This is a genomic window from Amycolatopsis sp. NPDC021455 (assembly GCF_040640995.1).
Classification (GTDB): Bacteria; Actinomycetota; Actinomycetes; order Mycobacteriales; family Pseudonocardiaceae; genus Amycolatopsis.
Window position 1 is genome coordinate 1 of record NZ_JBFACT010000123.1, and the last position, 11,779, is coordinate 11,779.

At 69.5% G+C, this 11,779-nt stretch carries 12 protein-coding genes; 9 read left to right on the plus strand and 3 right to left on the minus strand.

Going from position 1 to position 11,779, the window contains the following annotated elements; all coding sequences use genetic code 11:
* Positions 1 to 91: 91 nt before the first annotated feature.
* Positions 92 to 1,750 (minus strand): AMP-binding protein, encoded by a 1,659-nt coding sequence (locus tag AB0G28_RS47950; protein WP_361105906.1) that lies wholly within the window; start codon positions 1,748 to 1,750, stop codon positions 92 to 94.
* 207 nt (positions 1,751 to 1,957) lie between these two features.
* Here AB0G28_RS47950 and AB0G28_RS47955 point away from each other — a divergent pair, with 207 nt between their 5' ends.
* The 8 genes from AB0G28_RS47955 (at position 1,958) to AB0G28_RS47990 (ending at position 8,071) form a co-directional block, all read left to right on the plus strand.
* Positions 1,958 to 2,467, plus strand: a complete 510-nt coding sequence (locus AB0G28_RS47955) for a hypothetical protein (RefSeq protein WP_361105909.1) — start codon at positions 1,958 to 1,960, stop codon at positions 2,465 to 2,467.
* A 21-nt stretch (positions 2,468 to 2,488) separates the two neighbouring features.
* The gene (locus AB0G28_RS47960; protein WP_361105912.1) at positions 2,489 to 3,556 is read left to right on the plus strand and encodes a hypothetical protein; all 1,068 of its coding nucleotides are present in this window, start codon (positions 2,489 to 2,491) and stop codon (positions 3,554 to 3,556) included.
* Between the two features lie 52 nt (positions 3,557 to 3,608).
* Positions 3,609 to 4,304 (plus strand): ESX secretion-associated protein EspG, encoded by a 696-nt coding sequence (locus AB0G28_RS47965; protein WP_361105914.1) that lies wholly within the window; start codon positions 3,609 to 3,611, stop codon positions 4,302 to 4,304.
* A 73-nt stretch (positions 4,305 to 4,377) separates the two neighbouring features.
* Positions 4,378 to 4,875, plus strand: a complete 498-nt coding sequence (locus AB0G28_RS47970) for a hypothetical protein (RefSeq protein WP_361105917.1) — start codon at positions 4,378 to 4,380, stop codon at positions 4,873 to 4,875.
* On the plus strand, positions 4,875 to 5,435 hold the full coding sequence (locus AB0G28_RS47975) for a DUF3558 family protein (protein WP_361105938.1): 561 nt from the start codon (positions 4,875 to 4,877) through the stop codon (positions 5,433 to 5,435). The genes AB0G28_RS47970 and AB0G28_RS47975 overlap by 1 nt, the downstream gene beginning before the upstream one ends.
* Before the next feature lie 14 nt (positions 5,436 to 5,449).
* Positions 5,450 to 6,877, plus strand: a complete 1,428-nt coding sequence (locus AB0G28_RS47980) for a hypothetical protein (protein WP_361105920.1) — start codon at positions 5,450 to 5,452, stop codon at positions 6,875 to 6,877.
* A 64-nt stretch (positions 6,878 to 6,941) separates the two neighbouring features.
* A complete protein-coding gene (locus AB0G28_RS47985) occupies positions 6,942 to 7,697 on the plus strand; it encodes a PhzF family phenazine biosynthesis protein (RefSeq protein ID WP_361105922.1) in 756 nt (251 codons plus the stop codon).
* Positions 7,697 to 8,071, plus strand: a complete 375-nt coding sequence (locus tag AB0G28_RS47990; protein WP_361105925.1) for a YccF domain-containing protein — start codon at positions 7,697 to 7,699, stop codon at positions 8,069 to 8,071. Before AB0G28_RS47985 ends, AB0G28_RS47990 begins: the two co-directional genes overlap by 1 nt.
* Here the strand turns inward: AB0G28_RS47990 and AB0G28_RS47995 are convergent, their stop codons facing one another.
* Entirely contained in the window at positions 8,072 to 8,872 is an 801-nt protein-coding gene (locus AB0G28_RS47995) for a metallophosphoesterase (RefSeq protein WP_361105928.1), read from the minus strand. It abuts the gene before it with no gap.
* Between the two features lie 37 nt (positions 8,873 to 8,909).
* Entirely contained in the window at positions 8,910 to 9,704 is a 795-nt protein-coding gene (locus AB0G28_RS48000; protein ID WP_361105931.1) for an HAD-IIA family hydrolase, read from the minus strand.
* Positions 9,705 to 9,904: 200 nt separating this feature from the next.
* Between AB0G28_RS48000 and AB0G28_RS48005 the strand changes: the two genes are divergently transcribed.
* Entirely contained in the window at positions 9,905 to 11,677 is a 1,773-nt protein-coding gene (locus AB0G28_RS48005; protein ID WP_361105934.1) for a multicopper oxidase domain-containing protein, read from the plus strand.
* The last annotated feature ends 102 nt before the right edge of the window (positions 11,678 to 11,779 follow it).

Here is an 11,779-nt window from a genome sequence, read left to right on the forward strand (position 1 = left end):
GACCAGCTCCCACAGCTCATCCGAGATCTCACCAGCGCGAGTCACCAGCAGATCATCGCCCGCCACCGGGCCAAAATTTTGGAGACACGCCCTAGGCGTGCTTGGTCGCGGCCGCCTCTTCCAGGCCGAGCAGCGTGATCGACTTCTCGCGCATCTCGACCTTGCGGACCTTGCCGGTCACCGTCATCGGGAACTCGTCGACGACGTGGACGTACCGCGGGATCTTGTAGTGCGCGAGCTTGCCGCTGCAGAACTCGCGCACCTTCTCCGCGGTCAACGGCGACGCGCCTTCACGCATCCGGACCCAGGCCATCAGCTCTTCGCCGTACTTCTCGTCGGGGACACCGATGACCTGCGCGTCGAGGATGTCCGGATGGGTGTAGAGGAACTCCTCGATCTCACGCGGATAGAGGTTCTCGCCGCCGCGGATGACCATGTCCTTGATGCGGCCGGTGATGTTGACGTAGCCGTCGCCGTCCATGACCGCCAGGTCGCCGGTGTGCATCCAGCGGGCCGCGTCGATCGCTTCGGCCGTTTTGTCCGGTTGTTCCCAGTACCCGAGCATCACCGAGTACCCGCGCGTGCACAGCTCGCCGGGTTCGCCGCGCGGGACCGTCAGGCCGGATTCGGGGTCGACGACCTTGACCTCCAGGTGCGGCCCGACCCGCCCGACCGTCGACACGCGCCGCTCGATCGAGTCGTCGGCACGGGTCTGCGTCGACACCGGGGACGTCTCGGTCATGCCGTAGCAGATGGACACCTCGCTCATCCCCATCCGGTCGATGACCTGCTTCATCACCTCGACCGGGCACGGCGAGCCCGCCATGATCCCGGTGCGCAGCGACGACAGGTCGAACTCGCCGAAGTCCGGGTGGTTGAGCTCGGCGATGAACATCGTCGGCACGCCGTAGAGCGACGTGCACCGCTCGGCGGCGACGGCTTCGAGCGTCGCGCGCGGGTCGAACGCCGGCGCCGGGATGACCATGCAGGCGCCGTGGCTGGTGCACGCCAGGTTGCCCATCACCATGCCGAAGCAGTGGTAGAAGGGCACCGGGATGCACACCTTGTCCGCTTCGGTGTAGTTGCACAGTTCGCCGACGAAGTAGCCGTTGTTGAGGATGTTGTGGTGGGACAGCGTGGCGCCCTTGGGGAAGCCCGTGGTCCCGGACGTGTACTGGATGTTGATCGGGTCGTCGGCCGACAGCCCGGCCTGCAGGTGCGCCAGCCCCGCCGGATCACCACCGCGGCCCGCCGCCAGCAGCGCCTGCCAGTCCTCGCCGCCCAGGATCACGACCTGTTCCAGCGCGGCGCACTTCTCGCGGACCTCATCGGCCATCGCGGGGTAATCGGAGGTCTTGAACTTGTCCGACGCCACCAGCAGCCGGATCCCGGCCTGGTTGAGCACGTACTCGAGCTCGTGCGACCGATAGGCGGGGTTGATGTTGACGAGGATCGCGCCGATCTTCGCGGTCGCGTATTGGAGGAACGTCCACTCAGCCCGGTTCGGCGACCAGATGCCCACCCGGTCGCCCTTGCCGATGCCCTGCGCGACCAGCCCCAGCGCCAGCGCGGTCACCTCGGCGGCCAGCTCCCGATAGGTCCACCGCCGGCCGGCGGTCCGGTCCACGAGGGCGTCCCGGTCCCCGAACGCGGCCACCGTCCGGTCGAAGTTGTCGCCGATGGTGTCCCCGAGCAGCGGGACCTCCGAGATCCCCGAGGCGTAACTCGGCAAGGCGGGCGCGTCAGGCATGGGTGCCTCCTGCGGTCGGCGGTGACTCGTCGAGTCTAGGAAGCCGGGCCGCCGGCAGCCACCCGCGCCGACGCCGGCGGCCGTTCGTCCGGTTTGTTTCACCCTCGAAATCGAGCTGGAAAGGATTTCCCCCGGCCGTAACGAAAGGCGAGACGTTGACGACGTCCCCTCCGCACCGTGCCGGAATGCGAGATGGGTGGACATTTCTTGGACAGGGAACTCGTCAGGTTCGACAATGGCCGGGTCGTGTTCGGACAGGCGGTTTCCCACCTGGCCGAGGCGTTGAACCCGCTGGGCGCCGCCGCCCGGATCTTCGCCGAGTCGTGCGCCTGCGCCGTCGAAATGCGCCAGCTCAGCGTGGAAGGCCGGCGCATCGACGCTGCCAAGGTGGAGCGGCTGACCGCACTGGCGGATCGGCGCGTCGCCGTCGGCGCGTCATTGAAGAGCATGCACAACCGCGTCGACCACGCCGAGCTCAGCGCGAGCAGCCTCCGGGAAAGAATGGCCGAAATGCAGCTGCACCTCGTGCGGCCGGGCGTTTCGCTGGCCGAGAAGCAATTGTACCTGGAAGCGCTGAGGTTCCTGACCGAAAACCTGGTCAACCAGCACTCCGTGCACGGTGACGAGCTGGTGCGCCACGTCGGCTCGGTGCTGGGCCGCCCGCCCGCGCCGCCGGCTCTCCCCACGGGGAACAAGCCACGCCGGCGGCGGCGATGACCGGCGACGAGGACTGAGCGGATGCCCCGACGCGGATCCGGTGGCGGCGGATGCGGCTGCCTGTTGCTCGTGCTGTTCGGCCTGCCCTTCGCGGCCTGGGTCGTCGCCGCCGCTTGCCTGTCGCTGGCGGCTCCCGCGGTGGTGGGTTACCTCCTGCTCGACGAGCCCGCCGAGTTCGCCAAGAGCCGGACCGAGTGGCTGGTCGCGCTGGCCATGGCCCCCATCGTGGCGTTCGTGCTGAGCACGTGGGCCGGCACACCGCTCACCCGGCGGGGCAGGAGAGGACGGCGAGGCAGGCGGCGCCGGCTCTCGAAGAACATGCGGAAAGCGATGGTGCGACGCGGACTCCTCCGCAGCGTGCTCCTCCTGCTGGTCACCAACGTGACCGCGGCCGCGCTCCTGCTCGCGGGCAACACCGCGCACGGCCCGCACGCGGCCGAACAGACGTTCATCGTGGTCGGCGGCACCGGCGCCGCGGCGGTGATCGTCGTCCTGCTGTACCGCCTGTGGGACCGCTGGTTCCCGCCCGGGGTACGGCCCAGGGCGGTCAGCGTCGAATCGGTCCGCGCGGCGACGGTGCGGGCGGACGAGACCGTCCAGCAGGTGCGAGCGCAGAACCAGCAGGTGCGCCGGCTGGCCGAAGAGGTCGATTCCCGGCTTCGGCGGGCCCAATCGGAGGTCGACTTCGTGACCTTGCGCGACCTGCATTTCGCGTCCTTCGGGTGCGCGGACGGCGCCTACAAGCACTACCGCTCCGCCGGTGACTCGCTGCGGGCGATGTCCCGGATGCTCGCCGACGTCCGTCTCACCGTGAAGCTGCGCCTGCGCGCGAAGGACGCCGGCGGCCGTCGCCGCCGGCCGGATCGCCAGGCTCTCGACGCCGCGGCGGGGAACCTCACGCGGTCGCGGAGCCTGCTGTCCGTCGAGGTCGAGCGCGGCCGGGCCATGGTGCGCGACCTGAACGCCAACACCGCACGCCTGAAACACCTCATCAGGGACAACTGTGGCGAACGCGGCCGCCAGTGGTACGACTCCCTGCAGGAGCGTGTCCGCGCCCACCGCCTCGAAGAGAGCGGCGCCACCGGATGACCGCCGGTTCGAGGACCGGGCGCGGGGTGGTGGTTCCGCTACGCTCGGGGACGTGCCGGAGGAATTCTCACTGGGCCTGGCCGAGGTCGACGTCGCGGTCCGGCGGACCGGTCTTCCGGCGAACTGGCACCCGTTCGAGATCCGCAGCCCCGGCCGCACCCTGGCGGAGCACGACCGCATCGCGGCGGAGTCGTGGGAATCCATGCGGACGCGCGGGCTGGCCACCCAGGACAAGCTGGACGTCGAGGTCGAGCAGACGCTGCGGGCGTGGACCGAGCCCGACGTCCTGATCATCGTCCGCGCGGTGGAAGAGGGGCGCCGGGTGTTCTACCGGGCGGCCATCGGCCACGGCCTGGGCGTGTTTTCGGAGCTGGCGGGCGAAGAAATCCTGTTCGCGCAGGCCCGGCCGGACCGGCTGGTCGACCTCGTGGTCGGGATGCTGCCGAGCTACCGGCCGGTGCCGCTGGCCGAGCTCGCGTTCGTCGCCCCCGGCTCGCGCCAGGACGCCGCGGCGGCGGCCGAGTTCTCGTCGTGGCCGCTGCACCGCTACGGCACTTTCGAGCTGTCGGCCCGGCGCGGCCAAGGCGCGCTTCACCCGATCGGCACGACGACGTTCGTCGACAACGACGGCGGCCGGTTCCTGATGGTCACCGAGGCCCTGCCGGGCGGCGAAAGCCGGATCCGGTTCATCCCATCGGATGGTTCTCACCTGCGGAGCTGGCTCCACGAGCGTGGCAGGAACCACTGACGGGCCTCGTTCGTCACTAGTACAGTGCGGGAGGACCACGGAGGGTGTCACCGGACGACGGGGAGGGCGTGTCATGGGCGGATCGCAGTTCGGCGCACCGGGGTCGTTCACGCCGCCGCCCGCCGCCGGCGACGCGGGCTCGAACTTCCTCTCGGGCCTGCTCGGCGGGAACGTGGACTCGGAGGCCGCGCGGCAGGTCAGCGAGGGCGGCAGCCACTTGAAGAGCCTCGCCGAGAACGGCCAGTTCGCGGTGAACGAAGAGGGCTTCCAGGCGTACATGAAGGCCTGCGACTTCTTCCTCGACGGCTACAACGCCATGATCGTCGACGTCCGCACCCTGTCGATCAAGGCCGAGATGGGCGGCAGCGAGTACGCCAAGTCCGTCGCCGCCTTCAACGTGAAGGTGGCCGACGGTGACGAGCAGTCGCTGATCCCCAACCTCATCAAGATGCGTGACGGCATCCAGCAGGCTCGCGAAGCGATGGTCATCGCGCGCAAGAACTACCGTGAAACCGAGGACGCCCACACGACGACGTTCGCCGAACTCGACAAGGGACTGCAGGCGAAGTGATGCTTCGACGCGGGTTCGCCGCGATAGCCATCACCCTGGGCCTGGCCGCCTGCACGAGCCAGGTCGGCGGCCAGGCGAATCCCGGTGCACCGGCGGCGGGCTCGACCGTCCCCGCCACGAACAGCGCGACCACCGATCCCGGCGATCCCTTCGCCGGCCTCAGCCCGTGCTCGATCCTCGACCAGGTCCTTGCCGGACAAGGCTTTCCGAAAGCCGGGCCGATGGTCGCGGACACGAACACCAAGGAGGCCTGCCGCACCACCAAGCCCACCTCCGGCGACACACCGGGCGTGGACGCGGCGCTCATCCTGCAGCCGGGGCGGAACTACAAGGACAACGTCGGCAATCCGAGCCAGGCGAGCGAAGGAAACGTCAACGGGCGCCCCGCGGTCGAAGAACGCGAACCGGAGAATTCGCGCGGGCAGTGCGGCGTGTGGATGGAAGTGAAACCCAGCTCCCGGGCCTTCGTCCTGCTCGCGTCGGGTACGGACACGGCGAAGGCCTGCCGGCTGGTCGAAGACATCGCCGCGAAGGTCGAGCCACTACTGCCGAAGAACTGAGACGGAGTCCAGCCATGAGTCAGCCGCACCGGGCGCAGCACCGCGAATCCGAGGGTGACTACTACGCGGAAACCGCCCAGAAGCTCCAAGGCCACAGCGACGCGCAGCGGCTGACGCAGCAAGCCGCGTCGGACTACTCGGTCGCGCAAGGGAAACTCCTGCAGGACGGCCAGACGCTGCGCGGCGGCTCGCCCGCCCCGGGTGAGAACTACGCGAACAGCCCGCACGAGGTGCTGTACGACATGGTCCACAAGGACCTCGACATCGAGGGCATCAACAACCGGAGCCGGGTCGCGAACGTCTACGGAAACTGGCTGGCCGACGCGTCCAACCAGTTCCGCGACGCCGCCACGGCAGCCGGCGGCTCGTGGCAGGGACCGGCGGCCGACCAGGCGAGCACGTTCTTCCAGAGCACGGCCAGTCACACCGAGCAGACCGGCAACGCCATGCAGCTGGTCTCCAACCACTACTCCCAGCAGTCCGCCGCCGCCCACTACGCCAAGACGAACATGCCCGAGCCCACCGGCTTCGACCAGCAGGCCGAGCTGGACAAGGCGCGACGGCAGTACGAATCCGGCGACCTCGTCGGCATGAGCGGCACCATGGACGGCATCCAGGCCAAGCAGCAGCAGGCGGACGCCGCGCACCAGCAGGCCGTCCAGGTCCTCCAGAACCTCGACTCGACCTACCACGAGACGGCCAGCTCCCAGCCCACCTACGCCCCGCCGCCGCAGCTCGGGGAGGGCGACTCCACCTCCGCGTCCGGGTTCCACGGCAGCGGCGGCACCGGCACCACCGGCCTCGGTGGCACCGGCTTCGGCGGCGGCACCGGCGGGACCACCGGACCGGGCGGCACGAGCGGCACCTACGTTCCCGGTGGCGGCACCCCGCCGGGCACGACACCACCCGGGACGACGCCGCCGTCGTACGTTCCGCCCGGCACCACGAGCGGCACCGGCACCTTCAGCGGCAACACGAACTTCCGTGCCGCGCCGGCGGCGAGCGGGTTCAACCGGCTCACTCCCGATGGGCTCGCCATGACCGGAAACCCCGGCGTCGGCCGGGGAAGCGAGGACATCACGCGCGGCAAGCCCGGTATCGGGTCCGGTCGGGCCGGGACCGGGTTCGCCGGGTCCCGCGTGTCCGGCAGCGCCGGCACCACGCCGAAGGAGGCACCGGGAGAAGGCGCCAAGGCCACGGGGAAGAGCACGGGCAAGGCACCGGGCGAGCGTCTCGAACGCGGCGCCACCGCCGCCGCCGCGGCCAAGGGCAAGGCCGGCGGTGCCGGAGCCGCGGGTGCCGCCGGTGCGGGCAAGAAGAAGGAAGACGACCAGGAGCACAAGAACAAGTACGGCGTCGACGAAGACGTCTACGACCTCAAGCCGGACGAGGGACCCGACGGCGAAAAGATCATGCGGCCGACCATCGGTGAGACGTCCTAGGGGACATCCCCCAATTCCCGCGCCGACCAAGATCGACAGCGTGACCCGCGGTTACATTGGAGGCATGCGCTTCTTCATCGTCGACGCCTTCACCGATCGGGCCTTCGCCGGGAACTCCGCCGGGGTCGTCCTGCTGGACGAACCCGCCGACGCCGCCTGGATGCAGGCCGTCGCCGCCGAGATGAAGCACGCCGAGACCGCCTTCGTCGTGACGTCCGGAGACGGCCCGAAACCGCTGAGGTGGTTCACGCCCGCGGTCGAGGTGGCGCTGTGCGGCCACGCGACCGTCGCGGCCACCCACGTCCTCGGCGGCGAGCAGACCTACACCACGAAGAGCGGCGAACTGCGCGCCAAGGCCGCCGGCGGCTGGGTCGAGCTGGACTTCCCCTCGGACCCGCCGCGGGAGACCGGCGACGACCTGTCCGAGATCCTTCCCGGCGTCGAGATCGAGTACACCGGGCGCGGCGTCGAGAACCTCTTCGCCGTCGTGCCCGACGCCAAGACCGTCCGCTCGCTCGTTCCGGACCTCGCGAAGCTCAAGGACACCTGGAACGGCAGGCTGCTGGTCACCGCGAAAGGCGACGACGTCGACTACGTCAGCCGCTTCTTCGCGCCCGGCGTCGGCATCGACGAAGACCCCGTCACCGGCTCGGCGCACTGCGTCCTGTCGCCCTACTGGTCCGGGCGGCTGGGGACGGACGAACTCACCGGCGAGCAGCTGTCGGAGCGCGGCGGGGTCGTCCGGACCCGCCAGGACGGCGACCGCGTCCACCTCGCCGGCCAGGCCGTCACGGTCGTGAGCGGGGAGCTGCACGTCTGATGCGCACCCTGCTGAACATCATCTGGCTCGTCCTGTGCGGCTTCTGGATGGCGCTGGGCTACCTGGTCGCCGGCGTGATCTGCTGCATCCTGATCATCACCATCCCGTTCGGGCTGGCGTCGTTCCGGATCGCGCACTACGCGCTGTGGCCGTTCGGCCGCACCGTCGTCGACCGGCGTGACGCGGGCGCCGCGTCGTTCGTCGGCAACGTCATCTGGTTCCTCTTCGCCGGGTTGTGGCTGGCGATCGGGCACATCGTCACCGGGATCGGGCTGTGCATCACGATCATCGGCATCCCGCTCGGCGTCGCGAACTTCAAGATGATCCCGGTGTCGCTGATGCCGCTCGGCAAGGAGATCGTCGAGATCCCCTGATCAGGACTCCGGCTCGTACGGCAGCTCGACGACCAGGCAGGGCCCGCCGACGAACAGGCCGCCGTCGACGCCCAGCGCCTTGCCGCCCGCGTACAGGAACGGGCCCTCGATCTGGGTCGGGTGGATCCCCAGCTGGTCGGCGATGACGCTGTGCCCGTGCACGATCCGGGAGCCGCCGAGGACCTCCATGAGCTTCTCGGCGTTCTCTTCGCCGTCCGGGCCGCGGAAGGCGTACCGCGTCGTCATGCGGCGCCAGACGTCCCACCACGCTTCGATGTCGCTGCCCTCGAGGATCTCGCGAGCGACCTCGTTGATCTCCTCGATCGAGGAACCCCAGTCGAGGTACTCCAGCGTGTCCGAGTGCAGCAGCAGGTGGTCGGCGGCGAGCGCGGCCAGCGGGCGCGCGGTCAGCCACTCGATGTGCTCCGGCGTCAGGCGGTCCTGGTCCGACAGCAGGCCGCCGTTGATCTCCCAGCTGCGGGCGAAGCTGCGCGGGCCGAAGTCGGACGGCACCGGCTCGTCGCCGAAGTGGTACATCCCCAGCGCGAGGATCTCGTGGTTGCCCAGCAGGGTCTGGACCTGGCCGCCGGCCTCGGCGGCCTGCTCCTCGAGGCGCATGACCAGGTCGATCGCGCCGACGCCGTCCGGGCCGCGGTCGACGAAGTCGCCGAGGAACCACAGCCGGCTCTCGCCGCCGGACCAGTTGTCCTCGTCGTCGACCAGGCCCTCGGCTCTCAGCGCGTCGGCGAGTTCGTCACGGTGGCCGTGAACGTCGCCGACCACGTACGTGGACTTGCTCATCCGGTGACGATAAGCCCTACTTCCGACGCCGCGTAGGTCAGCCTTCCCCGAACGGGTCCTGGGTTCGCCCGATCAGGTCGGCGACGGAGTCGAGCACCAGCGTCGGCCGATACGGATAGCGTTCGGCCGACTCCCGGCTGGATATGCCGGTGAGCACCAGGATGGTCTGCAGTCCGGCTTCGATGCCCGAGTGGACGTCGGTGTCCATCCGGTCGCCGATCATCAGCGTCGACTCCGAGTGCGCGCCGAGCCGGCGCAGCGCCGAGCGCATCATCAGCGGGTTCGGCTTGCCGACGTAGTACGGCGAGCGCCCGGTGGCCTTCTCGATCAGGGCCGCGACGGACCCGGTGGCCGGCATCGAGCCCTCCAGGCTCGGGCCGGTCGCGTCGGGGTTGGTCGCGATGAACTTCGCGCCGCCCTCGATGAGCCGGATCGCGCGGGTGATGGCGCTGAAGCTGTACGTGCGGGTCTCGCCCAGCACGACGTAGTCCGGGTCACGCTCGGTCAGCACGTAGCCGACCTCGTGCAGCGCCGTCGTGAGGCCGGCTTCGCCGATGACGTACGCCGAGCCGTTCGGCCGCTGCGACGAGAGGAACTTCGCGGTCGCCAGCGCCGAGGTCCAGATCGACTCCTCCGGGATGTCGAGCCCGGTGCGCTCCAGCCGGGCCCGCAGGTCGCGCGGGGTGTAGATCGAGTTGTTCGTCAGCACCAGGAAGTCGGTGCCGTTCGCCTTCAGCTCGGCGAGGAACTCGTCGGCCCCCGGGACGAGGTGCTCCTCCTTCACCAGGACGCCGTCCATGTCGGAGAGGTACGTCCACCGGCGTTCGTTCATGGGCGGAACCTATCACGCGCGCGAGGCACCTGCGGGGCACGCCGAAAAGGGCTAGAGTGGAAATTGCGGGTATCGCGAGGGGAGTCGCATATCCCGTCACCGAGGGGGTTCGGGGGAATACTGGCCACAGCGGCAACACAGCGGCGGCGCGCCCGTCGTTGCACAATTCTTCCTGCCCCCGTTACCCAAGGGGGAGAACCTTGACAGAAATCATCGAACGCCCGGCTGCCGCCACGGCGATCGAAGCTCCGAACTGGGGACTCACCAAGTTCCTCGACCCACTGCCGGTTCCACCGGTGTTCCGGCCCCGCAGCCGGGAAACGATCACCATTCCGATGGTCGGCACGCGGCAGAAGCTGCACTCGCAATTGCCCGAAAGTACGTTGTGGACGTACGCCGGGCATTTCCCCGGTCCGACGATCGAAGTGCGCAGCGGCAAGCAGCTGCGGATTTCGTGGTCGAACGAAATCGACGGCGAGTTCCCGCTCGTCGCCGTCAAGGGCCCGATCACCTCCGGGCCGTCGAGCCGTCCGGGCCGCGAGCTCGACCAGGAGAACTACTCGATCATCGAGGGCGTCGCCGACCTGCCGGCGTGGACGGTCGTCCACCTGCACGGCGCGCGCACGAACGCGGGCAACGACGGCTGGGCGCACAACGCGGGCCTCAAGGGCACGTCCCAGCTGGCGGAGTACCAGAACCGCCAGCAGGCGATGCCGCTCTGGTACCACGACCACGCCATGGCGATCACGCGCTTCAACGTCCACACGGGCCTGGCCGGGATGTACCTGGTCCGCGACGACGAGGAGGACGCGCTCGGCCTGCCGCACGGCGACCACGAGCTCCCGCTGATCATCACCGACCGCAACCTGGACACCGACCCGGCGACCGGCGCCCTCACCGGCCAGCTGCTGTTCAAGGTGCCCTTCATCCCGCCGAACGGCCCGATGATCCCGTTCACCGGCCCGTTCACCCTGGTCAACGGCGTGATCTGGCCGCACCTGGACGTGGACGCGCGGTGGTACCGCTTCCGGCTGCTCAACGCGGCCAACTCGCGGTTCTACACGCTCAACCTGGTCGACGAGAACAACACGCCCGTCAACGACGCCGTCCGCCTGATCGGCACCGACGGCGGCCTGCTGCCCGCGCCGGCGCCGCTGCCGAACGGCGGGCTGACCGTCGCCCCGGCCGAGCGCTTCGACGTCCTCATCGACTTCAGCCGCTTCAAGGGGCAGAAGCTCAAGCTGCGCAACGCCGACCCGAGGCTGGGCACGGTCGAGCCGGACGTGCTGGAGTTCCGGGTGGACGGCCGGGCGAAGCACGACTCGTTCCGGCTGCCGGAGAAGCTCTCGACGTCGTACACGCGGCTGCAGCACGGCACGACGCTGCCGGAGGACCACGACCACGTCTGGGTCGCGCTGCTGCTCAACGCCGAGGGCCATCCGGAGATGTGGGACCTCCAGGAGGTCGACGCGGACCCGGGCGGCGCGGGGGTCATCCAGCTGCAGGACCCGAACGGCGGGTTGAAGACGTTCCGGATGAACGGACGGCTCTTCGACGACACGACGGGGATCTTCATCGACCACGACCGCTGGGCGGTGTGGAACCTCGTGCACGTCGCGAACGGCGGTCCTTCGCACCCGATCCACATCCACCTGACGGAGTTCCAGGCGCTGTTCCGGCGGGCCTTCACCACGACGTTCGACCAGGCGTCGGAACGGACGACGGCGCCGATCAGCGGCTTCACCGACGTCCCGCTGGAGAAGTACGAGGAGGGCTGGAAGGACACGATCATCGTGAACCCCGGCCAGTGGGTGAGCGTCGCCGGGCGGTTCGGCGGAGGCACCGGCGAGTTCATGTTCCACTGCCACATCCTCGACCACGAGGACGAGGGCATGATGCGGCCGTTCGTCGTGCACCCGCCCGAGGTGGCGAAGTTCCACGTCCACCCGGGCGGCCACCACCACGACGGCTGACCGGGGCCTCGTGCGCCCCAATGTGGCGTTCGGTGCTCCGCGATCGTGCACAAGGACGCGGCCTACGGCTACGGCAACCGGATGGCGACGCGACTGCGCGAG

Bases quoted from the DNA above. Each gene is read 5' to 3' on its own strand.
- AB0G28_RS47950 (WP_361105906.1), bottom strand. From the start codon at position 1,750: ATGCCTGACGCGCCCGCCTTGCCGAGTTACGCCTCGGGGATCTCGGAG.
- AB0G28_RS47960 (WP_361105912.1), top strand. From the start codon at position 2,489: ATGCCCCGACGCGGATCCGGTGGCGGCGGATGCGGCTGCCTGTTGCTC.
- AB0G28_RS47970 (WP_361105917.1), top strand. From the start codon at position 4,378: ATGGGCGGATCGCAGTTCGGCGCACCGGGGTCGTTCACGCCGCCGCCC.
- AB0G28_RS47975 (WP_361105938.1), top strand. From the start codon at position 4,875: ATGCTTCGACGCGGGTTCGCCGCGATAGCCATCACCCTGGGCCTGGCC.
- AB0G28_RS47980 (WP_361105920.1), top strand. From the start codon at position 5,450: ATGAGTCAGCCGCACCGGGCGCAGCACCGCGAATCCGAGGGTGACTAC.
- AB0G28_RS47985 (WP_361105922.1), top strand. From the start codon at position 6,942: ATGCGCTTCTTCATCGTCGACGCCTTCACCGATCGGGCCTTCGCCGGG.
- AB0G28_RS47990 (WP_361105925.1), top strand. From the start codon at position 7,697: ATGCGCACCCTGCTGAACATCATCTGGCTCGTCCTGTGCGGCTTCTGG.
- AB0G28_RS47995 (WP_361105928.1), bottom strand. From the start codon at position 8,872: ATGAGCAAGTCCACGTACGTGGTCGGCGACGTTCACGGCCACCGTGAC.
- AB0G28_RS48000 (WP_361105931.1), bottom strand. From the start codon at position 9,704: ATGAACGAACGCCGGTGGACGTACCTCTCCGACATGGACGGCGTCCTG.